Raw genomic sequence first — 20,675 nt, 5'->3', positions numbered from 1 at the left:
GCATGGCGAACGTGAGGTGGAGGTGACTAGGCCGGCGCGTCCGGCGAGGCGCCCTCCTCCGGTTCGAGATTCCAGACCGCCACGCTCACCTTGTGCGCCAGCTCTTCGATGTCCTGGGCGGCCCGGATGACCCGTGCGGTGTCGTCGGTGGCGGTCCACAGCACCACGTCGGCGCCGACTTCCTCGTCGCGCCAGGCGTAGCGGAGTGCGGCGATCACTTCGGGGGTGTCGTCCTGCCGGAGATAGCGGAACGTCCGCAGTCCCTCCCCGAGATGTTCCGTGTGGAAGGACTCGACGACCGGGGGCTCGACAGCGTCCGGGTCCTCGGCTCCGACGAGGAAGCGCAGTGTCTCCTCGCGGTCACCTTGCGCGGGCTTGACCATGCTGAAGACCTGGAGAGGCATGCTGTTCGGTTCCCACATACGCAGCAGTACCCGCGTGTCGAAGGGCTCCGGCGCGAAGGCTTCCGCGAAGCGCCGCAACACACCCGCGAGGAAGGAGATACCTGACTCGCCTGGATCCTGTCCGTACGACCGCCAGAGCAGCTCGGCGCACGACCGCGTCCAGACGTCGATGTCCTGCCACTCCTCGGTGTCCCAGCGGGGAGGAAGCTCCAGCCATCGGCTCGAGTCGTAGTCGATGTCGAGGCTGAACTCATGCTCCAGCTCGACCAGGGGCTCAGTCATGTCCAGCTCCACCGGAAGGTCGTCATCAGGGCGTCGAACCACTCGACCATCGCATCAGCCAGGTCGTCCCGGGGGTTGCCGGCGCCGACCGTGGAGAAAGCGGCCACGAGCCACTGGCCGGGGTCACCGGGTACCGCCACGAGATACTCCACCCTGCGGCTGGCGAACTCCACACCACGCTCCGGGGCCGCATGCACGACGCGCTCTCGGCGAACCGCAAGGGCTCCGTCGACCTCGCCGCTGCTCAGGTCCGTCTCCGAGGCACTCGCCGTACCGTCGGCGGAGAGCAGTTGCACGGCGATCTCCGCAGGGTCGGACACTTCGCTCGAGGCATCGTCGGGCCCGGAGCGTGCCGGAAGACGCGCGTTGGAGACGGTGAACGATGCCCCGAGGTTCACCTCCCCCGCCAGCTTCACCGGCAGATACATCTCCAGCGCCTTGACCCTGCGAGCCTCGGCAACGGCTGCCCGCAGTCTGCGCTCCAACTCCAGTCGGAGAGGCGTCAGCTTGTCGCGCGGCACGTCCGCCGGCACGCGTGCAAAGGCGGAGGCGACGAGGGAACGTACGGCGTCCTCCGCGTCTCCCTGCCGGAGTGGGATCTGCACCCAGTCCTCGGGCAGGAGAAACCCGTAGCCCGTAGGCGGCGAGGCAGGTTCGGTCACGGGATCAGCCATGACTGCGGGTCCGCCTGTTCGTGTACCAGATGCCCGCGTGCACCGCGGCGCTGATCGCGACCCCGGGCCACAGCTGCCAGTATCCGCCGAGTGCGGCTCCCAGGAGAGCCATGAGGAAGTAGAGACCGCTGATGACCCGCAGGTCGAATTCCAGGGTGTCGCTCTTCCTCCTGGTCTCCGGACTCCAGAACCAGATCAGCACCAGCAGAGGGCTGAGCGCGGCGATGTCCAACGCCCAGGTAGGCATGGGCAGTTCCAGTCCCCATGTCCTGTGGTTCTGCATCGCGACGATGAACCACAGCAGCATGACGAGGGCGATGGCGAGCAGTACGTAGCGCACTTGGGCCGCCCCTTTTAGGAACCTCTCGTCTCCTGGGCCGGACGCAGGTGTTCCGGAGCCGGCGGCATCGGTTCCGGCATGGTCTCCCGCTGGACGAGGAGGCCACGCAGACGCGTGAAGGTCCTGATCCGCTGCGGCACGGACACGCTCCTGAGCCTGGCGAGCCTGCCGGGTCCGAGCACTCTCCGTAAGGCCGGTTCTCCGCTTCTCCGGTTCGGGCCTCACCATTGCGACCCGAACCCTGCTGCTGGCGCTGTCATGTCTCCCTTGGCATTCACATAGGTGGGGGACCATGCGTCTCCGGCCCGTCCGCCGAGGTCGAGTACTGTACTCGTCCCCCAGTAGGCTTGGGAGACGCCCTTCTGACGGGCTGCTTCCGAGGCGATTTCACTCAGTCGCAGACTGTCCGGATACCTGCCGCTCATGCGCTCGACGTCCTTCACCTGCTCCGCCATGCGCTTGTCACCGAGGGCCTTGTAGGTCTCCTTCCGCGTCGCCACCGGCATGGCCTCGTCCCGGGTCTTCACGCCCGCCGCTCGACCCTGCTGATTGTCCGCGGTTCTGCGGAGTCGGCCCAGGCGTCCACTGCCGCCCCGTCCACCGGCGGCACGGTTCATTCTGGCCACTCGCTTCGCCTGCTGCTCCGCGAGGCCCTTCGAGATGCCTCGCCCTTCCTTCTGCAGTGCCTTGACCGCCTTGGCCGCCTTGACGCCGTTCTTGGCCATCTTGAATGCCGCGATGTCGGTGACCACATCGAACCAGGAACCGTTGCCGGTCACGGCCATGAGGAGGTGGATACCGAAGACGATTCCGGTGAGGATTCCGGCCACCACGCCGAGGGCGGGGAAGAAGATCGCGGCGAAGGTGAGCACGGTGGTGATGTTGCTCAGGACCTCGGCCACTGTCCCCAACCAGTCAGCGTCGCCCACCCACGCCTTGAGGTCGTTCCACCAGCTGTCCTCCATGTCGTCGTCGATCGACGACCGGATCTTGCCGGCGTAGTGGTCCGCGCGCTCACCGTAGAAGCTGACAGCCGACTGCAGCTTCGTGCGGGCGGCCTCAAGGTCTTCCCGGGCCCGCTTCACGGCGGGGTCCTCGTCCGGCTTGTCCTTGCCGGTGTCCTTGTCCGAGCTCTTACCGGCACTGTCCGGCTTGTGCTGGTCGATGATCCGCTGGGCGTCCTTGGCGTCATCGAGGGCATGACCCGCCCTCTTCTGAGCGTCCTCCATGTCGTCTGCCCAGCCGCTGAGGTGCCCCTTCACCTTGCGGTAGCGGTCCTCGGCAAGGTCCAGCCTCCGGCCGAGCCCGCGCGCGTTGTCGCCCAGCTTGTCGGCGTACTCGCCCTTCAGACCGTCGCACTCGGCGATCGCCTGCATGGCGGCGGCCTGCGTGCGCAGCTTCTCGGCGATCCTCTTCATGTGCGTGACCTCGCGCCGGATCCCGTCCGGATCCCCCGGAACGGGGTCGGTCTCGGTGAGCGGCGCCCAGTCAGCCGGCCGAGCCATGGATGTTCCCCCTGCGAAGAGCCGTCGGTCCGTCTGCGCCCAAGGCGCTACTTCTTCCCCTTGTTGGCGTTGGCCAGCTGGTCGTCGAGTCCCTTGAAGGCGTCGCTGGTTGTCTTGACCTGCTTCCCGACCTCCTCGATCTCCTCGACCAGCCGCCCACGGTTCTTGTCCCAGTTGTCCACGAAGTCACCCATGGCGGCCTGGACACGGCTGTCGCCGAGCAGCGACTCGATGTCCTGCTTCCAGTCCTCCAGGCCCTTGAACTCGCGGCGGATCTGGGCGAGTTGCTTGGCACTCGTCGCCAGCAGGTCGTAGTCGACCTGAAGATCGGATCCCTTCGACATGTTCGCTCCTCGCCCCTCACGCTTTACCCGTCAGCGGTTGACGGACTGAATCTCCTGCACCGGTACCTCGGTGGTGGTGGCGAAGGTGCCGTTGGGGAGGTCGCCTCCCGTGCCGTCGCTGCCCTGCCAGGTGACTTGCCAGGTGATGCTGGCCTTCAGTTGGTAGGGGCTGCCGCCGGTCGCCCGGAGGTAAGTGAAGCCGCACGACGGAGTCTCGGCGGCCTTGCCCGCCGCGTATGGCGTGCCGATCGAGCCGTCCTCGTTGATGCCGCAGTCGCCGGAGGCGGGGAAGGTGACGGCGTCGTCGGTGCCTGGGGCCAGGTGGAGGGCGACGGGCTTGGCGGTCGTCTCGGCCCACAGGCCGGTGTTGGGCAGTTCGGCGCGGACCTTGATCTCCTGGAAGGTGCCCTTGTCCAGCCACACCCAGGCCGGAAGGTTCACGGTGGACGTGCCTTCTGGCTTCATCTCGATCTCGGTGCTGGGGACTTCGACCTTGTCGTAGGCGTACTCGGCGAGGATCCTCGGGGTGGGGGCGTTGGCGATCTCGGGGATCTCGCCCGCGTTCTGCCAGAACATGACGCGGTCGCAGGCCCAGGATTCCGGGTCGGCGGTGTCGGGTGCGACGCCGCGCCAGAAGTAACCGTCCTTGCCGAGGTTGTAGTTGTCGTAACCCGCGGCGGTCGAGAAGGAGTCGTCGTTCACGTTGAGGGCGCCCTGACGGTCCCGGTAGTGGTCCGTCCACAGCTTCACTCCGCCCCAGGACACGTGCGGGCTGACATGTCCGAGGGCGGGGGCCGTCTCGGAGAACTCCTTGAGCTGCTCCGGCGTGAACACGGGCTCGTACCAGCAGGGCGGGGGCTTCCAGTTCACGTCCGTCGACGAGATGCTGCCGCGCTTGCCGCCGGTGGGGCCGCTGACTTGGGTGACCTTGATGTTGCTGTAGGAGGCGGAGGCGAACAGCTCCTTGCCTTCGGCACCTCCCGACGGTGTGGTCGTCGGTGTCGTCGTCTTACCTGGTGTGACATTTGCGTGGGCGGTCCCGCCGCTCCAGAGCGTCACCGTGACGGAAGCCGCTGCTGCCCAGCGCAGGGAGGACATCGTCACCGGCACTCCTCCACCTTGCCCTTGACCTCGACGACCTGAGCCTTCCAGACCTGAGAGGAACCGGATGGAGGAACCATGAGCAGGCTGTACTTCAAGTAACTGTCCAGGTTTTCCTCGGTGTAGAGGATTTTCCCGGTCTTGATCTCCTTGCTGTAGAACTTGGCCTGGTTCTCGCAGAAGGCGACAAGGACGCGCTTGCCGCCACTCAGAGTGGTGACGTCCGAGTTGTGGAATCTGTCAGTTCCGGTGGGGATCCATCCCCCCTTCACCCAAGCCTGGATCTGGGATTTGGCGTATTGCGCGGCCTGGTTGCCCGAGTAGTACTGGTATGCCGGATCGTTGGGGTCCTGCTTGACGATGCCGTGGTTCAGCGCCCGGATGTAGTTCTCGGCGCTGGCCAGCGCGGCTGCGTGCTTCGTGTCGGACGGCGCATCGAAGTCGAAGACCAGGTTCACGTCCTTCGGAACGCTGACGTCTGGTGCCCCCGGAGCCGCCGTGGCCGTCGGCGAAGCGGAAGTGGAATCCGAGGGACTGCTCGACCCTGTGTCCGCCCCCTTGATGTCGTCCGAGGACGAGTCGTCACTTCCTCCGCCGCAGGCGGTCAGTAGCAGCGCCGCGGATGCGGTGAGCACGGCTGTCACGAGCCGGGCGGGGCGGTTCACTCTGGACTCCCGTTGGGGTGGGGGATAGCTCAAGCGAACCAACGCTACCCAAGGGGCATACGTTGACACCAGGCGGGTATCCGCCAAGATCGAGCCGAACGTCAGGTCATTTAAACCGAATTGGCCGCCCTGTTTGGTACGTCATGTGACCACTTGCGATTACCTCGTGATCGACGGTTCTCCAGGCTCGACGAGATTCATCCGGTCACATCGGAGCCGTTTGCCAGCGCTTGCTTCACTGATCGTCCACATTGGCGCTTTACCTGGCCGCCAACGACGTGCACCCGGGGATCCCCTCGACCACCAGCCGTACTGGCAGCCCCGCTTCCAGGGGCACGACTCCGGCGGTGAGGCCGGACACCCCTCCGCCCACGACGACGATCTTCCCGACCGTTGCCATCATGCGACCGCAACCGGTCCGGCGTTCCCCGGACCGGGCTGTCTCACGGGGTGCGTCATTTAATGTGCTATTCAGGCGGATATGCGCCACATCGCCGCAATCATCAGCAATGGCGAATCCCCTGAACGAACGCTATGAACGAAGCCGAGTCGAGAAGCAGCGCGGCCCCCTGGGGATCCTTGCTGTCACGGATCGCGACTGCGGCGTACGCCGTGCCTGTGAGGTCGGCGACCTCGACGCAGTTGTTCCCGGCGCCGTCGGAGTACGACGACTTGGACCAACGCGCGCCGGCGTCGGTGAGATCGGGTGCCATGTGGGTGCGGATCTGGGTCATTTGCTGATCTCTCGCGTGAGTTGTTGCAGGAACGCGGGCGTGTCCTCCGGCGGCAGTGCGGACGCCGTGAGGGCGTTGAACTTCCGGGTGAACCGTCCGACCTCGCGTGGCTTGTCGGAGACCGACGTGGCGCTCCACGCGTTGTCCACCTGCACCGAGGTCGGCATTCCGTCGTCCAGGTGCAGGATGGTGAAGTCGTGAACGGACAGGTATCCCCGCAGGGTCTGGGGGAGCACCTGAATGCTCACGTTGGGCAGCGATGCCAGTTTGATGATCTCGTCGTACTGCTCCCGCATCGCATCCGGGTCTCCGACGATGTAGCGCAGGGCCGGCTCGTACAGGACGGCCCTCAGCCGCAGCGGCTCCTCCTCTCGGGTCAGGGCGTCCTTGCGCCTGATGCGGACCTGGACGTTCTTCTCGATGAACTCGCTCGTGGTCTCCTCGATCGGCTTCGCCAGTTCGTACAGCGCGCGTGCGTACGCCTCCGTCTGCAGCAGGCCGAGCACGAGCGCCGGATGGAAGGCCCACGTCTCCCGTGCCGCGGTCTCGATCCCGACAAAGCGGGGCATGCCCGACGGCATCGTGGACCGGAAGGGGGTCCACCAGTCCTGACTCGCGCCGTCACGCTGGATCCCGAGGAGTTGGTCCACGTCACGGTCGTCGGTCACGCCGTACAGCTCCAGGAGGGCGCGCAAGTCACCGGCGCTGCGGAGGTCCTGGAGGCCCTTCTCGACACGGTGCAGTTTGGTGACGTACAGCCCGCTGACGACGCCGCTTCCGGCCGCTTCCTCCAGCGTCATTCCGGCCCGTTCGCGCAACTGCCGCAGTTCGTAACCGAGTTCGATACGCCGGACCGTCGGTCGGGGTTTGGCCGCCATGTGTTCGCCCTTCCATCGCATGCGTTCGCCGAAGCCGCGATGCGCGAAGTCTGACACGCGATACGCGTGCTGCAACAGACCATGCGTTTGCGGTGTCATGTGCCATTTTCGTTCGCGGTGAAATTTCTTCAGCCGTTTCGTTGCGAAGCAACTTTCTCACTCGGCACGGTAGTTGAACCACCACCGGGGCGCGCCTCCCGCTCCCCGGCCGGGTTCCTGACCTGCCTGCGGAAGGGCTGGGCGATGGTGTCCTCAGTTCCGGCTACGGCCTCCCCTGTTCCACCGAGTCCCGCGAGCCCGTGCGGTCTCTCTACGGAGGGAGCGGACGGCGGGCTGCCTCCTTCGCCCGTTGACCTCGCCTTCGTACGCGATAGATCCCGCGTCCAGCAGGTCCGCCGCATCGGGACCGCCTGGCTGAGGAACGTGTGCCGCGTGTCCGAGGCCCAGGTCGACGCCGCCGAGGTGGTGATCTCGGAGCTGGTCAGCAACGCGGTCCTTCATGGGCGCGCCGACACGGTCGGCGTCCGGCTGCGGCACGTCGGCGGACAGGTGCGGCTGGAGGTCAACGACCACTCACCGTCCGCAGTGCCCACATCGACACGTGTCGGTCTCGACTCGGAGGGCGGGCGGGGTCTGTGGTTGGTCGGCTCTCTCGTCGACGAGCTCGGCGGGACCTGGGGGTTCACCGCCGACGGAACGGTCGCATGGTGCGTCTTTCCTTCCACGCCCCGATCCCCTTGCGAGAGCCGCGAACGCCGTCCGGAGGACGGCAGTTGCGGACTCGGGTCAAGGCGCGGGCGCCGATGAACCCGGCGCGCAGAAGCCCCGTCCGTCACCGAGTCCGAAGTCGGTGGACGGGACTGGCCCAGCTGCCATGGGGGCTTCGCCATCCGCTCCGACTCCTGCGGCGCTACGGCTTCGGCTGGTTCCAGTTCGCACTGCTGGTCGTGCCCGTCCTGCTGCCTTTCTGGCTCTTTGCCGACCTCGGCGGTCTTGGTTCCCTGCTCCGCCCGTAGACGTGCACAGGTCGGCATCCGCCGCCGGCCGACAGTTCCCTCCCGCATCTCCGCCCACCACTCACCCACCACGCCCAAACTCGAGGAGATCTCCGTGCCTTCCCATTCAGTGCCGTGGTACCGCGTGCCGCTCCCGAAGGACTTCGTCGCCGACCTGGCCCGGTGCGACGCGTCCTTACCCGACTGGCAGCTCACCGACGGCCTGTTGGCCGCGGCCTCCGCCGCCGCCTATCGGCGAGCGCTGTCGGACCTGACGCACACCGCTCAATTCGTCGCCACCTGCGACCATCTGCTGAACGCTCCGAAGGGCGAGGGCTTCGCCGTGCTGGAGCTGGCCGAACTCCTCGACACGGCCGACACCGAGGAAGCGGGCCTGCGCGCCGTCACGGCGCTGGTCTCCCTGCTCGCCACTCCCCTGCGCGCCTTCGACCGGTGGCCGCTGTGGAAGCCTCTAGGAACCAACCTGGCCATTGACCCGATGCGTGCGACCGGCTCGGGCTACAACCCGATGCATCTGGACATCGTGAACTCCACCTGGCCGCCCGACTACAGCGCCCTGCTGTGCGTACGCCCGGACCCCAAGGGCGAGGGTCGCAGCCTCGTCTCGCAGATCCGTCGCGCCGTGGACCGTCTCGACTACGCAGACGCCGACCTGCTGACGCATGCGCGGTACGAGGACGGGGCCTTCCACGAGCTGACGGGGGTCGGCGAGGAATGGAAACCGTTCCCCGTCATAGACGGACACTCACCGCTCGGCGGCTTCGTCCGGTTCACGGCGAAGATGCTCGCCGACGCCGACCCCGACGACCCGTACACCAAGGCGGCCCGGGCCCTGGAGCGTGAGCTGATCATCGGGCAACGAAGGTTCAGGCTCGGCCGAGGCGACCTGCTCATCGTCAACCAGCACCTGAGCTGCCACGGCCGCGAGGCCCTCGGCGGCGGGCAGGAGGACCTGCCCGAGGACGAGCGCCGACTGCTGCTGCAGATCTTCCTGCGCCGTACGGGGGCCGTGTCATGACGACGTCCGTTCCGCTGCCCACGCCGACTGTCGCCTCCCCCGCCCAGCCGCAGGTCACCCTGACCGTGTGGCTGGCCGACCTCACGTACACCCAGCAGACGATCTCCGCGGAGACGATGCCGCAGACGATCGCGGGCCTGGCCACATACGCCTCGACAAAGATGGACCTCACCCACCCGGTCCGAATCTTCAAGTACCCGGAGGCCCTGGCGGCCGCACTGGAGGAGGACGGACCGCCCGACGTGATCGGGTTCTCGCACTACATCTGGAACAGCCACCTCTCACTCGCCTTCGCCGAACTGATCAAGCAACGCTTCCCGGCGACGACCGTCGTCCTCGGCGGCCCGCACTACCCACTCCGCCTCCCCGAGCAGACCGCGTTCTGGCACGAACGCCTGGCAGGGAAGGCCGACTTCTACATCGACGGGGAGGGCGAGCCCGCGTTCGCCGAGCTCCTCCTCACCCTCAACGACTTCGATCGCACAGAGGTCCGCGACCACATCGCCGGAGTGCACTGCCTCGACGGCGACGGGAATCTCCACGCTCCGCCGCCACGCCTGCGGATTCACAACCTGTCGGCCGTCCCCTCCCCGTACACGGCCGGTCTCATGGACGAGTTCTTCGACGGCAAGCTCGTCCCCACCGTGCAGACCAACCGCGGATGTCCGTTCAAGTGCACGTTCTGCCAGGAAGGCACCCAGTACTTCCAGCGGGTCGCCAAGAAGCACGCCGAGCAGATCCGCGATGAGCTGCACTACATCGGCCGCCGCATGGAACCGTTGGTCGAAGCGGGCACCGCCCGCAACGAACTCCTCATCACCGACAGCAACTTCGGCATGTTCCCGGAGGACCACGAGACCTGCCGCGTCATCGCGGAGTGCCAGCAGCTCTACGGCTGGCCGCGCGTCGTCAACGTCACCACCGGCAAGAACCAGCGCGACCGCGTCCTGTCCGCCGTCGCCCAGGTCCCCGGCGCGATCAGCCTGTCCGGCGCCGTGCAGTCCCTCGACCCCGACGTCCTGCGCAGGATCGCCCGGTCGAACATCGACGCCGGCAAGCTCATGGAGATCGCCCTCGCCGCGTCGGACGCCGGAGCGGGCACGTACAGCGAGGTGATCCTGGCGCTCCCCGGCGACTCCAAGGACAGGCACCTCGGCACCCTGCGGCAACTCGTGGACGCCGGCTTCGACCGCCTCAACATGTTCCAGCTCACACTGCTCCCGGGCAGTGAGATGTGCACGGAGACGTACCGCCGCGAGCACGGCCTGGTCACCAAATGGCGTGTCATGCCGCGGTGTTACGGGAGCTACACCGTGCTCGGCGAGGAACTGCGGACCGCCGAGCTGGACGAGGTGTGCGTCACCGTCCCGGACATGCCGTACGAGGACTACCGGGAGTGCCGGGTGATGAACCTGCTCCTTGCCTCCTTCTACAACGGCGGCGTCTTCGCCGTGCTCCTGGCCATCCTGCGGGCCCACCGGATCTCCCCGATGAGCTGGCTGGAGCGCGCGCGGAGCCTGGCCCACGGGCCCGCGCTGACGGCCGTTCTGAAGGAGTTCGAGGCCGAGACGGACGAACAACTGTGGGACGATCGCGAGGAGTTGCTGTCGTACGCCACGGAGAACGTCCACCAGTACGTGGACGGTCACCTGGGCAACAACCTGCTCTACACCTACCGCACACGGATCATCTCCGAGGCGCTGGAGGACACCTCCGACCTCGCCGCCCAAGCCTGCCTCGCCGTGCTCCGTGACATCGGCGTCGGTGTGGGCGGCGGCACCCTGATCGAGGCGCTCGTACGCGAGGGTGCCGACCACCACCGCCTGATGCTCTCCGAGATCTTCCGCACCGACCCGCCCGAGACGCTCCGCCAGAGGGCGCGCTTCGACCTGGATGCGCTCCTGACGGCCGTGCGGCGCCGGGAGAACGTCCGCGATCCGCGACGCTTCAGGTACACGGAGGCAGGGATACGCGAGTTCGTCCTCACCGGCGACCAGCAACGCACGCTGCGCACGTATATCGGTCAGTTCGGAACCACTCCGTGGGGCGTCGGACGGCTCCTCACGAAGGTCCGGCTGCCTGATATCGTCCGCCAGGTCCGCATGTCCCCAGGCCCGGGCACGCCCCCGGCGCCCGCCGGAACGGGAACCTCCACGACGTGACCAGCGCAGACCTCGACCGTCGTCTCGCCGCCCTGGGCCGGCCCCTCCGGCTGATCGTCACGGGCGGCGGCACGGGCGGCCACACCTATCCCGCGCTCACCGCGATCCGTACGACGAGCGTGCGGCTGGCCCGCCTGGGCATCGGCCTGGAGGTGCTGTGGGTCGGCACCGAGACGGGCCTGGAAGCCCGGGTTGCCGAACGTGAGGGCATCCCCTTCAGAACGGTGGCGACGGGCAAGATCCGCCGCTCCAGCAACCCGCTCAAGCTGGCGTCCCCGGCGAACATCAAGGACATGGGCCGCGTCCCCTTCGGCGCCGTCCAGGCCCGCGCCATCGTGTCCGACTTCGAGCCCGACGTGGTGCTGTCCACCGGCGGCTACGTCGCCGTGCCGGTCGGCCTGGCCGCCAGGTTCTGCCGCCGTCCGTTGGTCATCCACGAACAGACCGTTCGCCTGGGGCTGGCCAACCGTGCCCTGGCCCGTGCGGCGACGCGCGTCGCGGTCTCGTCGGAGTCGACACTGCCACTGCTGCCCGACTCGGTGCGCAGCTCGGCAGTGGTCACGGGCAACCCCGTACGGCCGGAAGTCCTGGCCGGCGAGCCGAGCAAGGCGATCAGCGCGCTGGGCCTCACCGGCTTCGACCGCACCCTGCCCACCGTCTACGTCACCGGCGGGGCCCAGGGCTCCGTCCAGATCAACACCGTCGTCCGCGCGATCCTCCCGTGGCTGCTCACCCACGCCAACGTCATCCACCAGTGCGGGGCCACGTCCATCGAGGAGTCGCGCCGGCACGCGGCTCAACTCCCGGACGACGTACGGCCCCGCTACCTGGTCACCGACTTCGTCGGCCCAGAACTCCCCGACGTCCTCGCCCTCGCCGACGTCGTCATCTCCCGCAGTGGCGCGGGCACCATCGCCGAGCTCACCACCCTCGGCAAACCGTCGGTCCTGATCCCCCTCGCCACCTCGGCCGGCAACGAACAGGAGCACAACGCCCTCCACCTGCAGCAGGCAGGCGCCGCTGTCGCCTTGGTCAAGGAAGCAGTCACCTCCGAGGGCCTTCGAGGGGCGGTCTCCCCGCTTCTCTCCTCACCTGAGACTCGGGAGGAGATGGCCAGGCAGGCCCGCGCCTCGGGACGCCCGGATGCAGCGGACCGTCTGACAGACGTTCTCCTGAGCGTGGCCACCGGCCGGACATGAAATGAGTCCAGCCGCGCCGTCCGGGCTTACGACAACGCCGACTGGCACTCCTCACACCGCCGTACCGCCTGCCGCGCGATGTTGCCCTCCGTCGCGGTCGCCGGGTTGCTGACGCCCAGCCGGTCCCAGAGCCCGGGCGGAGGGTCGGGGATCCAACCCCAGCGCGGTGGGGTCACGAACTCCTCGGTCACGTGCGTGCACGCACCCGGCAGGTGCGCGTACCGCGTGGGTGAGATCAGAATCGTCTCCGCGGGGAAGCGCCGCCATTCCTGCCTGGGCGCGGCTGTCGGGCGCGTCTTCGGCACGGATCCGTTGGCCGGGCAGGCGCACCCAAGTCCGATGAGGCAGTCACACCGTTCACAACGCTCTTCCGCCACGCCCTCACTCGTCCTCACGCCGTGCCGTCGGTGTCGGCCCGGTAGACGATCTTCCCGTCGAACTCGGCGAACCCGAGTGACTTGTAGAAGGCTCGTGCACCCGCGTTGTCCCGGTCCGTCATCCACTCGATCCGGCTGCATCCCGGGCGCGCGGTGGCCAGGGCACGGAGCTCGTCCATGAGCCGGGCCCCGACGCCTTGCCGACGGAGCGTGTCACGGACGTAGAGCTCCTTGAGGAAGAGGGAGTGCGAGGAGCCTGCGGCCGGCCAGAGGAAGGAGTAGGCGGCGAGGCCGACGATCTCGCCCGTCTCGTCCTCGACCACCAGAGCGGCCGCCAGCGGCGGGGAGCCGAAGAGGGCTTCCTCCACCTGGGATCGGCGTTCTTCGAGTGGCTGGAAGTCGGTCGATCCGTAGAACCGCTCGATCTCCTCGATCAGTTCGGCCAGGGCTCCGGCGTCCCGCTTGTCGGCGGGCCGGATCGTCACGCTCATCGGTTTCTCCCGTTGTTCCTCAATCGGTTCGTTCACTGGGTCCAACACGCGGTTGTGCCGCGGAGGTACGGGCACGGGCTACGGCTACGGCGAGGACCCGGCCGGCGCGTACGGATCCCAGCCGTGGGCGTGCAGGGAGCCTTGGACGTGCCGGATGAGGTACTCCAGGTCCGCGCAGTACACGGAGGGGTTCCGGTAGTCGCGGTCGGCGCTGAAGCGGTGCGGGAGGTAGCCCCCGCCGCACACCTCCACGAGCGGGCAGCTCTGGCACTTCTCGGCGAGCGTGTCCGTGCCGTACAGCCGGTGCTGGAGCTTGGGGTGGCCGAGGGCGTCGTCGAAGGACTGGTGGAAGACGTCGAGCCCGAGCCAGGAGGCGCCCTCCTCGACGGACCGCAGGGTGTCCACGCCCTCGATGCTGCCGTCGGACTCGATGACGACGCTGGTCGGCGGGGCCAGGCCGAGCGTTTCGACCGAGCTTCGTACGCCGGAGCTGAGCGCCACGATGTCCTCCAGCATCCGGATGCTGTGCTGGTGGTCGGGGTTGGCGAGCCAGGCGTCGTAGACCCGGCTCATCCACAGCCCGTATTCGGCCGTGTCCGGGTCGTCGCGGTGAGGTGGGTCGTCGTGGGTTGCGTGGGGGAGGCCGAAGTCGATGACGGGTGGGTCGAAGGAGGCCAGGTAGTCGTGGACCTCCACCGGGTCGTTGGCCAGGTCCACGACGGCAAGCAGGCCCGCGAACAGGTGGGGCCGGGACCGCAGGAGCTCGATTCCACGCACGGTGGAAGCGGCGCTCGACCGTCCTGCGTGGGTCAGTCGGTGCCGGTCGTTCGCGTCGGGCGGTCCGTCCAGGCTGACGCCTACGACCACCTCGAACCGTTCGAAGAGGTCCAGCCACTCCTCTGAGAGAAGCGTCGCGTTGGTCTGCATCTCGAAGCGGACCTCGGTGCCTGCCGGAATCCCTTCCCGGACGGCGCTCAGCAGGTCGGCCATGTGCCGGACACCGGCGAGCAGCGGCTCACCGCCGTGCAGCACGACATGGACCGCTGGCAGGCCGTGCGCCGTTACGTGATCGCTGATCCGTCGGGCCGCCGCTCGGACCACGTCCAGGCTCATCCTGGCGGGCAGTCGGCGGGCCGCCTGATCCTTGGAGTTGAAGACGAAGCAGTAGTCGCAGTCGATGTTGCAGCGGTTGGCGACCTTCAGGATGAACGTCCGGAAAGGAACGGTGGCTTCGAGCCGCGTCATCGGTTGAGCGCGCTCACAGGGGCCAGGTCCAGATGAGCGAGGCGCCGTGCGAGCCATCGCCGACATGGTTCGTCGCGGCCTGTTCGGCCGCCCGCCGCTGGCGCACGCGGGCGGCGACGCGGTCCAGGACGACGTTGCCCTGTGCTGCGTCCCCACCGGGGCGGACCTTGGAGCTCGGCGCGGGAACGGGCGTGCGTGACGGCATTCAACGCTCCTCGTGATGGACGTGCCCCGAAGGCCGGCACGGTGCGACGGCGGTGGTTGAAGCAACAATCGGTTCGCAACGTAGCAGTCCCGCTACTGGCTGCGACACGCGGAATCTGGCCAGGTACGTGGCTCATCCGGTAGGCGACACCAGGAGCCGTTCGATGTCGTGGGCCGACGTGTTCACGCCCAACTGCCGGTACACAGTGAGGGCTTGGCGCAGCGGAGACTCGGCCCGCGCGGGACCGTCGGTCACACGGTCGCAGCGGCCGATCCCCTCCAGCGCCCGTGCCTCCTCCAACGGGCAGCGGATGTCCCGCGCCAGCACCAACGCCTGCTCGAAGCGCCCGCGCGCCGCGACCGCGTCACCAGCCGTACGCAGCAGCGCTCCCCAGTGGTTCAGCGTTTCCGCCTCGCCGCAGCGGTCGCCGAGGTCGCGCAGGATGCGAAGGCTCCGCCCGAACGCGTCGACGGCACCGTCCCGCTCGCCGACGACGGCGCGGGCGGCCCCCAGCTCGGTGAGTGCGGCGGCCTCGCCTCCGCGGCTGCCGAGTTCGCGGTACGTCTCCAGAGCTTCCTCCAGCACCCGGATCGCCGAAGGCGCGTCTCCGGAGAGGCGGTCCAGCGCCCCGAGGTGGCGGATGCTGTTCGCGCGGCCGAACCGTTCGCCGAGTTCGGTGTAGTACTCCAGGGCCTGGGTGTGGGCTTCGCGCGCACCGCCGAGATCGTCGGTGAGCCGACGCACGACGCCCAACTCGTTGAGGGCGTAAGCCTGGTGGACCAGGTCGTCGAGCTCCTTGTAGATGTCGAACGCCTCGTGGTGCCGCTGGGCGGCCCGCTCGTACTCGCCCATGAGGGAGTGCACGATGCCCAGGTCCCGCAGGGAGTTGGCCTCTCCGTACCGGTCGCCGAGCTCGCGGTAGATCGACAGGGCCTCGGACTGGGCCTCGACGGAGGCGGCGAAGTCACTTGTCTGGCGTCGCACCATGCCCAGGTCGGCGAGGGCGTTGGCCTGTCCGAGCCTGACACCGAGTTCGCGGTAGAGGGCGAGGGCCTCGGTCTGGGCGCGGGCGGCGGCCTCGTTGTCTGCCGTCAGGTACCAGACGATGCCCGCCTGGTTGAGGGCGTCCGCCTTGCCGCGCCGGTCGCCGACCGCGTCGTACTGCGTTGCCGCCTCGCCGAGGGCCTCGGTTGCCTCGGGGTAGGCGGCCATGAAGCGCCGTACGACGCCGAGTTCGGCCAAGGCGTCGGCCAGCACCCGCTGGTCGCCGGTCTGGCGGGCGGCCTCGGCGGCGGTCCGATGCAGGCCGACGGCCTGGTCCCAGGGGCCGGCCTGACGCAGGAAGGGAGCCATGGCGGCGGCCAGGCGGATCACGGGGCCGTGCAGGGCGAGCTCGTTCGCGCGCCGGATGGAGGCCAGGATGTTGGGCCGTTCGGTCTCCAGCCAGCTCAGGGCCGCGGCACGCGACTCCATGGCCGGTGTCTCCACCTGCGCCGCGCCGTCTGGTGGGGGCGGCAGCTCCGCGCCGCCCCGGACGATGTGCTCGTTGGCGACGGCGAGAGCCGCCAGATAGTAGGTGCACACACGCTGAACGGCCTGTACATGGTCCATGCTGTCCCCTTCGTCAGCGAGACCCCGGGCATAGTCGCGTAGGAGATCGTGAAGCCGGTACCGGCTTCCAGGATGTTCGTCGATGAGATGGGCGTCGTAGAGCCCGTCGAGCTGCTCACGCGCCATCACCACCGAGACCGCGCCGAGCGCAGCCCCGACGTAGGCGTCGAGATCCGTACCAGGGTAGAAGCCGAGACTCCGGAAGAAGCGTTGCCGCTCCGGCACGAGATCCCGGTAGGAGAGATCGAAGGCCGCGGCGACCGCGCGCTCCCCGGCACGCAGCTCCCCCAACCGGCCGCGGGCCACAACCAGCCGCCCACGCAAGTCCTCAGCGCTCCACGACGGGTGGTGCCGCAACCGCGCGGCGAGCAACGACACCCCCAGCGGCAGACACCCACACAGCCGCACCAGCTCCTGGAGCACGTCCCGGTCGAGGGCATCCACCGGCCGCCCACTGAGTCGTACGAACAGGTCGACCGCATGCTCCGGCGGCAGCGCCTCCACCGGCACCACCACCTCCTCCTGCGCGGCCAGCCTCTTGCGACTGGTCACCAGCACGAGACAGCCACTCGCACCAGGAAGCAACGGCTCCAACTGCCGGTAACTGGCCGCGTTGTCGAGGATGAGCAGCGCCTTCCTCCCCGCGAGCCGGGTCCGCCACATGGCGGCCCGCGCCTCCGTGATCGCCCCGACGTCGTCACCGACGGGTATCTGCTGCGTCGGCACGCCGGCGGCCGCGAGGAGGGAGGCCAGCGCCTCCGTCGCCTGAACCGGGCTGCGGCCCGGCGTGTGCCCGTTGAGGTTCACGAAGAGCTGCCCGTCGGGGAACCGCTCGGCGAGCACATGGCCGACGTGCACCGCGAAGGTGGTCTTGCCGACGCCGGGCATTCCGTCGATCACGTGGACCGGCAGGACCTCACCGGTCTCCTGCGCGGCATGTACCGAGCTCACCAGCGACTCGAGCTCGGCGAGGCGATTGGTGAACGCGGTGGTGTCGCGGGGTAGCGAGCGCAGGACCTGGGCAGCGCCGGGTGGGCCCGCCCCGCCATCCGGGAGCAGAGGCGGTTCAGGGTGCCGCCCCGGAGCTCGGCGGTCGTCCAATGCGGAGAGCAGAGCCGTCAGACCGGCCGTGACCACCCCGAGCACGACGAACGACAACCAGGGATGCCTCTGTAACCAGCCCAGCCACGAGGGCCAACTCGACTGCTCCGACACGGCGTTCGTGACCAGGCCCACGAGCATCGTGGTGACTGCACCGCCGCCGGCGACGGCAGCGACCGCAATGCCTCGGCGAAGTCTCATGTGTGTGCCCTGCGCGGGCTCTGCATCGCCAATAGCGCGCGCGTGCAAGGGACGCGTCCGCCACAGCGTGACGGAAACCGGACGCCCAGAGCCCTTCTGCGCACGTCAGCAACCCCCCGACTCAGATGCCCTGTCCAATCCCCCAAGCGGAACAGTCACTTGATGCACTGGTCAAGAGCGTCTCCAGGCCACACGGTGCCACCACGGCGACCGCGCCGTGGTGGTGTAGCCCCCCGGCCGGCGCTGGGTCCCGGGCCTGTGATCACCGTGGGCTTCGAACCTTGGGTCACAGCAGCAGGCAGCAGGTTGGGCCTCCCTCAAGCTCAACACGCCGCCGTGGCTGACGGTGCGGGGAGAGCTGAAAGACGCCGTTGACAGCGTCCTTTCCGGTCGAGGACGCGAGGCGGTGATCAACATGTGCCGGGTTCTCTTCCCGTATCGCAACCGTGGGATCAACGCGGCGGCGGCGATCGACGACCGAGTCGAGGCCGTGCGGCGAGTAGCCTGACCGCGCCATGGCGGTGCGCGATGCCGAGCGAACATCCCATCTGGAGCGGAAGAAGGGGCAGTTGTGACCGCACAGTCCATCGAGGTGCCGATCGTCGCCACGGTTGTCGGGGGCCACCTGAAGGTTGGCGACGACTTCCAGGGCGGCGTGGAATCCATCATCCGGCTGCGCCCGGACTACCCCCTCGACACGTTGCAGGGGATCGAGGAGTTCTCGCATCTCCAGGTCACCTGGTACTTCTCCGAGGGCTCACCCAGCGACGTCGCACTGCACGCCCGCAGCCCTCGCAACAACCCGGAGTGGCCGGCGACCGGAACGTTCGTACACCGCAACCACCGGCGCCCCGCCCGTATCGCGACGTCGTTCCCGCGACTGCTCGGAGTGGACGGGCGCGACCTCCGCGTGACGGACCTCGACGCCGTCGACGGCACACCGGTCATCGACTTCGTGGCCGTGTTCAAGGAGATGCTCCCTCGCGGCCCTGTCACTCAGCCGTCGTGGCCGACCGAGATGCTCCAGGACTACTGGAGGGATGCGCGCGAGCGGTGAGCCAGTGCCGGATGGAGGGACGACAGCCATCGTCGGCTCAACGAATCCAGCGCATCAGGGCCCTTAACCTTCACGAGCCTGCACCACTCTCCCGGCAGGGATCACGGCTCTCCCCTCATCCCCCCAACCTCCGAATCTGAGCGACACATCCAGGGAACTGTCACTGAGGGTGCCTTCCTGGACACGGCTTCGTTCACTACGATCACTGCGAGGGCGCGGCAGTCACGTTCATGGGCGGCCACGACTCACGCGCGGCAAGCACGTGCAGTACGGGTAGAGAAGACCACGGCGGGCGGGGCGGACTCTGGATGGCATTAAACCGCGAGGTCCATCAGGGCCGTTACGGTGAGGTGTTCTTCCAGGCAATCGTTACCGCCGCCGGGATGACCGCCCAGAAGTTACAAGAAGACGACTACATGATGGACTTCTTCGTCGGGCACCCTGGACCGCTTGGGCGACTGAAGAACCCCATGATCGGTGTACAAGTGAAGTGCACCCGGAAAGCGCGGGTAGGCCGCTCGACCGTCACCCACAGCATGAAGAGCAAGTACTACAACGAACTTGCGAAGCCTGCATCCGAGTGGGCGCTTCCCACGTTCTTGGTGGTCGTCCTGGTACCTGATGATGCCGACGCCTGGATGGACGCATCGGATGAGCGGCTGGCTCTACACCAAGCCGCCTACTGGACGTGCCTCCATGACCAGCCGCAGCGTCACGACCTCGAGAAAGACTCACCGGTCACGGTGTCAGTGCCGCGTGAGAACCTGCTCAGCAAAGATGCTCTTGTGCAGATGTTCGCTCTGGCGGATCGCCTGCGCACGCAGGGGCGGGGGGTGCCGGTCCAATGACGCAGAAACAACTACCGGAGCAAGCTCTGCGGTCCCTGAGCCCTGAGCTCCTGCGTCGCTACCTAGATGCCCAGGGCTGGTATCTCGCCGATGACCAGCAGCGCGCTGAGGTCTGGGCGACGCAGCTGCCGGACGGCGTCATGGATGTCCTGCTCCCCAAGGATCCGCGCCTCGCCGACTACGTACGGCAGCTGCGCTACCTGTTCGACACCTTGGCCATCGTCGAAGATCGAGAGCCATCGACGATCCTCCGAGACATCGGGCAAGCCCAGACCGATGTGCACTACGTACGGCTCCTGCCTGAGGGACTCGCCTCTGGCACGGTTTGGCTTTCCGAAGGCAGCCGGGCTGTGGCCAGTCTGAGGGACCTGTTCGTCAGTGCCACCTACCGGGCCACCACCTGGCTCGAGAACCAGCAGCCGCGGCCAGTTGAGCCTGGCCGTAAGCCGAATCAGGTGTACGAGTTCCTCAGCCGCCGTGTCCTCCTGGGGCTGGCTCAGCCAGGCAGTTACATCCTGACTGCTGAAGTGCCGCTCAATAGCGGAGTGCCCGAGCAGCTCCCACTCGATGCCCAGGGTCGCTACGGCGGGACTCCTCTCGCCCGGCGAGTCTCCACTGCTTTCTACGAAGGTGCTGCTGCCGCGCATGCGGCAGCCGAACATGCAGTGATCAACCCGGGCGACCTTTCAGTCTTCGCCGAGCACGCCGAACGTGGTCTATCGGCGAACGTCTGTGAAGCACTGGCTGAGCTCTCCTCCCATGGGAAGGTGCCCTTCGAGCTACGGACCGCGTGGGCGAGCAGCCTGCCCATGGAACAGCCTTCGGGGATCCTCCGGTTCCAAACCGACCTCATTGGGCAACTGCAGCTTGGTGCGGAGTACCTCCGTGACCGCTTCGGGCGGCAGGGGGTGTCCGTTCGGGGGTTCGTGACCAAGATGGAGCGGGGAACCACCACCGGGCCGGGTTCGGTGATCCTGTTGGGTCGGCCAGACGACCAGCCCACTAGCCGCGCCATGAGGGTCCACGTCGAGTTGGCCGCTGAGGACTACGACCGAGTTGGCCGAGCGCATCTGGACGGGCAGGAAGTACTGGTCCAGGGCGACCTGGAACGATTCGGTAATCGCTGGAACCTCGTCCGGGTCCAGAGCTGCACTGTCGAAGAGATCCGGGACTGAGTAGCCTCAGCGTCCGCGATTCCCGCAGCACCCTGCCATCGG

22 protein-coding genes are annotated in these 20,675 nt (G+C 67.7%); 7 read left to right on the top strand and 15 right to left on the bottom strand.

Annotated elements, in window-relative coordinates:
- Nucleotides 1-26: 26 nt before the first annotated feature.
- The 10 genes from PV734_RS23945 to PV734_RS23900 all read right to left on the bottom strand — a co-directional run bounded on the left by PV734_RS23945 (nt 27) and on the right by PV734_RS23900 (nt 6,927).
- Nucleotides 27-686 (bottom strand): hypothetical protein, encoded by a 660-nt coding sequence (locus tag PV734_RS23945; protein ID WP_319291682.1) that lies wholly within the window; start codon nt 684-686, stop codon nt 27-29.
- Nucleotides 683-1,360 (bottom strand): hypothetical protein, encoded by a 678-nt coding sequence (locus PV734_RS23940; RefSeq protein ID WP_319291679.1) that lies wholly within the window; start codon nt 1,358-1,360, stop codon nt 683-685. The genes PV734_RS23945 and PV734_RS23940 overlap by 4 nt, the downstream gene beginning before the upstream one ends.
- On the bottom strand, nt 1,353-1,700 hold the full coding sequence (locus PV734_RS23935) for a hypothetical protein (protein WP_319291677.1): 348 nt from the start codon (nt 1,698-1,700) through the stop codon (nt 1,353-1,355). The genes PV734_RS23940 and PV734_RS23935 overlap by 8 nt, the downstream gene beginning before the upstream one ends.
- 221 nt (nt 1,701-1,921) lie before the next feature.
- Nucleotides 1,922-3,205 (bottom strand): hypothetical protein, encoded by a 1,284-nt coding sequence (locus tag PV734_RS23930; RefSeq protein ID WP_319291674.1) that lies wholly within the window; start codon nt 3,203-3,205, stop codon nt 1,922-1,924.
- Nucleotides 3,206-3,252: 47 nt separating this feature from the next.
- Nucleotides 3,253-3,549 carry a hypothetical protein gene (locus tag PV734_RS23925; RefSeq protein ID WP_319291671.1) on the bottom strand — a complete coding sequence of 99 codons (297 nt, stop codon included), beginning with the start codon at nt 3,547-3,549 and terminating at the stop codon, nt 3,253-3,255.
- Nucleotides 3,550-3,579: 30 nt separating this feature from the next.
- Nucleotides 3,580-4,647, bottom strand: coding sequence for a hypothetical protein (locus PV734_RS23920; RefSeq protein ID WP_319291905.1), 1,068 nt, complete (start codon nt 4,645-4,647; stop codon nt 3,580-3,582).
- Nucleotides 4,648-4,649: 2 nt separating this feature from the next.
- Nucleotides 4,650-5,315, bottom strand: coding sequence for a hypothetical protein (locus PV734_RS23915; protein WP_319291668.1), 666 nt, complete (start codon nt 5,313-5,315; stop codon nt 4,650-4,652).
- Nucleotides 5,316-5,574: 259 nt separating this feature from the next.
- Nucleotides 5,575-5,718 (bottom strand): hypothetical protein, encoded by a 144-nt coding sequence (locus PV734_RS23910; protein WP_319291666.1) that lies wholly within the window; start codon nt 5,716-5,718, stop codon nt 5,575-5,577.
- 100 nt (nt 5,719-5,818) lie between these two features.
- Nucleotides 5,819-6,049, bottom strand: a complete 231-nt coding sequence (locus tag PV734_RS23905) for a DUF397 domain-containing protein (RefSeq protein ID WP_319291663.1) — start codon at nt 6,047-6,049, stop codon at nt 5,819-5,821.
- Nucleotides 6,046-6,927 carry a helix-turn-helix transcriptional regulator gene (locus PV734_RS23900; protein WP_319291660.1) on the bottom strand — a complete coding sequence of 294 codons (882 nt, stop codon included), beginning with the start codon at nt 6,925-6,927 and terminating at the stop codon, nt 6,046-6,048. Before PV734_RS23900 ends, PV734_RS23905 begins: the two co-directional genes overlap by 4 nt.
- Nucleotides 6,928-7,008: 81 nt before the next feature.
- Here PV734_RS23900 and PV734_RS23895 point away from each other — a divergent pair, with 81 nt between their 5' ends.
- The 4 genes from PV734_RS23895 to PV734_RS23880 all read left to right on the top strand — a co-directional run bounded on the left by PV734_RS23895 (nt 7,009) and on the right by PV734_RS23880 (nt 12,322).
- Entirely contained in the window at nt 7,009-7,734 is a 726-nt protein-coding gene (locus PV734_RS23895; protein ID WP_319291903.1) for an ATP-binding protein, read from the top strand.
- 303 nt (nt 7,735-8,037) lie between these two features.
- Nucleotides 8,038-8,961: a TauD/TfdA family dioxygenase gene (locus PV734_RS23890; RefSeq protein ID WP_319291658.1), complete on the top strand. Its 924-nt coding sequence runs from the start codon at nt 8,038-8,040 to the stop codon at nt 8,959-8,961.
- The gene (locus PV734_RS23885; RefSeq protein ID WP_319291655.1) at nt 8,958-11,123 is read left to right on the top strand and encodes a B12-binding domain-containing radical SAM protein; all 2,166 of its coding nucleotides are present in this window, start codon (nt 8,958-8,960) and stop codon (nt 11,121-11,123) included. Before PV734_RS23890 ends, PV734_RS23885 begins: the two co-directional genes overlap by 4 nt.
- Nucleotides 11,120-12,322 carry a UDP-N-acetylglucosamine--N-acetylmuramyl-(pentapeptide) pyrophosphoryl-undecaprenol N-acetylglucosamine transferase gene (locus PV734_RS23880; protein WP_319291652.1) on the top strand — a complete coding sequence of 401 codons (1,203 nt, stop codon included), beginning with the start codon at nt 11,120-11,122 and terminating at the stop codon, nt 12,320-12,322. The genes PV734_RS23885 and PV734_RS23880 overlap by 4 nt, the downstream gene beginning before the upstream one ends.
- Nucleotides 12,323-12,348: 26 nt before the next feature.
- Here the strand turns inward: PV734_RS23880 and PV734_RS23875 are convergent, their stop codons facing one another.
- From PV734_RS23875 to haaT, 5 genes are all read right to left on the bottom strand, one after another.
- Complete coding sequence (locus PV734_RS23875; RefSeq protein ID WP_319291649.1) at nt 12,349-12,627, bottom strand: hypothetical protein; 279 nt, start codon at nt 12,625-12,627, stop codon at nt 12,349-12,351.
- 86 nt (nt 12,628-12,713) lie between these two features.
- Entirely contained in the window at nt 12,714-13,190 is a 477-nt protein-coding gene (haaN, locus tag PV734_RS23870) for a cyclophane-containing RiPP N-acetyltransferase HaaN (RefSeq protein ID WP_319291646.1), read from the bottom strand.
- An 84-nt stretch (nt 13,191-13,274) separates the two neighbouring features.
- Nucleotides 13,275-14,435, bottom strand: a complete 1,161-nt coding sequence (locus PV734_RS23865; protein WP_319291644.1) for an FxsB family cyclophane-forming radical SAM/SPASM peptide maturase — start codon at nt 14,433-14,435, stop codon at nt 13,275-13,277.
- Nucleotides 14,436-14,448: 13 nt separating this feature from the next.
- On the bottom strand, nt 14,449-14,640 hold the full coding sequence (haaA, locus tag PV734_RS23860) for a HaaA family cyclophane-containing RiPP peptide (RefSeq protein WP_319291641.1): 192 nt from the start codon (nt 14,638-14,640) through the stop codon (nt 14,449-14,451).
- Between the two features lie 132 nt (nt 14,641-14,772).
- Nucleotides 14,773-17,553 carry a cyclophane-containing RiPP biosynthesis TPR protein HaaT gene (gene haaT / locus PV734_RS23855; RefSeq protein WP_319291638.1) on the bottom strand — a complete coding sequence of 927 codons (2,781 nt, stop codon included), beginning with the start codon at nt 17,551-17,553 and terminating at the stop codon, nt 14,773-14,775.
- Between the two features lie 571 nt (nt 17,554-18,124).
- On the opposite strand from haaT, the gene PV734_RS23850 reads away from it, so the two are divergent.
- The 3 genes from PV734_RS23850 (at nt 18,125) to PV734_RS23840 (ending at nt 20,633) form a co-directional block, all read left to right on the top strand.
- The gene (locus PV734_RS23850) at nt 18,125-18,610 is read left to right on the top strand and encodes a TrmO family methyltransferase domain-containing protein (protein WP_319291636.1); all 486 of its coding nucleotides are present in this window, start codon (nt 18,125-18,127) and stop codon (nt 18,608-18,610) included.
- Nucleotides 18,611-18,918: 308 nt separating this feature from the next.
- Nucleotides 18,919-19,458 (top strand): DUF4365 domain-containing protein, encoded by a 540-nt coding sequence (locus PV734_RS23845; RefSeq protein WP_319291633.1) that lies wholly within the window; start codon nt 18,919-18,921, stop codon nt 19,456-19,458.
- Nucleotides 19,455-20,633: a hypothetical protein gene (locus PV734_RS23840; RefSeq protein WP_319291631.1), complete on the top strand. Its 1,179-nt coding sequence runs from the start codon at nt 19,455-19,457 to the stop codon at nt 20,631-20,633. The genes PV734_RS23845 and PV734_RS23840 overlap by 4 nt, the downstream gene beginning before the upstream one ends.
- Nucleotides 20,634-20,675 lie beyond the last annotated feature (42 nt).

This window comes from Streptomyces sp. AK08-02 (assembly GCF_033795085.1).
Classification (GTDB): domain Bacteria; phylum Actinomycetota; class Actinomycetes; order Streptomycetales; family Streptomycetaceae; genus Streptomyces; species Streptomyces echiniscabiei.
Note: the sequence above shows the minus strand (reverse complement) of the source record. Positions and strands in the feature narration are given on the sequence as shown.

Excerpts from the sequence above, each read along its gene's own strand:
- PV734_RS23845 (WP_319291633.1), top strand. The coding sequence starts at position 18,919 with ATGGCATTAAACCGCGAGGTCCATCAGGGCCGTTACGGTGAGGTGTTC.
- PV734_RS23920 (WP_319291905.1), bottom strand. The coding sequence starts at position 4,647 with ATGTCCTCCCTGCGCTGGGCAGCAGCGGCTTCCGTCACGGTGACGCTC.
- PV734_RS23945 (WP_319291682.1), bottom strand. The coding sequence starts at position 686 with ATGACTGAGCCCCTGGTCGAGCTGGAGCATGAGTTCAGCCTCGACATC.
- PV734_RS23840 (WP_319291631.1), top strand. The coding sequence starts at position 19,455 with ATGACGCAGAAACAACTACCGGAGCAAGCTCTGCGGTCCCTGAGCCCT.
- haaA (WP_319291641.1), bottom strand. The coding sequence starts at position 14,640 with ATGCCGTCACGCACGCCCGTTCCCGCGCCGAGCTCCAAGGTCCGCCCC.
- PV734_RS23895 (WP_319291903.1), top strand. The coding sequence starts at position 7,009 with ATGCGTTTGCGGTGTCATGTGCCATTTTCGTTCGCGGTGAAATTTCTT.
- PV734_RS23885 (WP_319291655.1), top strand. The coding sequence starts at position 8,958 with ATGACGACGTCCGTTCCGCTGCCCACGCCGACTGTCGCCTCCCCCGCC.
- PV734_RS23905 (WP_319291663.1), bottom strand. The coding sequence starts at position 6,049 with ATGACCCAGATCCGCACCCACATGGCACCCGATCTCACCGACGCCGGC.
- haaT (WP_319291638.1), bottom strand. The coding sequence starts at position 17,553 with ATGAGACTTCGCCGAGGCATTGCGGTCGCTGCCGTCGCCGGCGGCGGT.
- PV734_RS23900 (WP_319291660.1), bottom strand. The coding sequence starts at position 6,927 with ATGGCGGCCAAACCCCGACCGACGGTCCGGCGTATCGAACTCGGTTAC.
- PV734_RS23940 (WP_319291679.1), bottom strand. The coding sequence starts at position 1,360 with ATGGCTGATCCCGTGACCGAACCTGCCTCGCCGCCTACGGGCTACGGG.
- PV734_RS23925 (WP_319291671.1), bottom strand. The coding sequence starts at position 3,549 with ATGTCGAAGGGATCCGATCTTCAGGTCGACTACGACCTGCTGGCGACG.
- PV734_RS23865 (WP_319291644.1), bottom strand. The coding sequence starts at position 14,435 with ATGACGCGGCTCGAAGCCACCGTTCCTTTCCGGACGTTCATCCTGAAG.
- PV734_RS23930 (WP_319291674.1), bottom strand. The coding sequence starts at position 3,205 with ATGGCTCGGCCGGCTGACTGGGCGCCGCTCACCGAGACCGACCCCGTT.
- haaN (WP_319291646.1), bottom strand. The coding sequence starts at position 13,190 with ATGAGCGTGACGATCCGGCCCGCCGACAAGCGGGACGCCGGAGCCCTG.
- PV734_RS23910 (WP_319291666.1), bottom strand. The coding sequence starts at position 5,718 with ATGATGGCAACGGTCGGGAAGATCGTCGTCGTGGGCGGAGGGGTGTCC.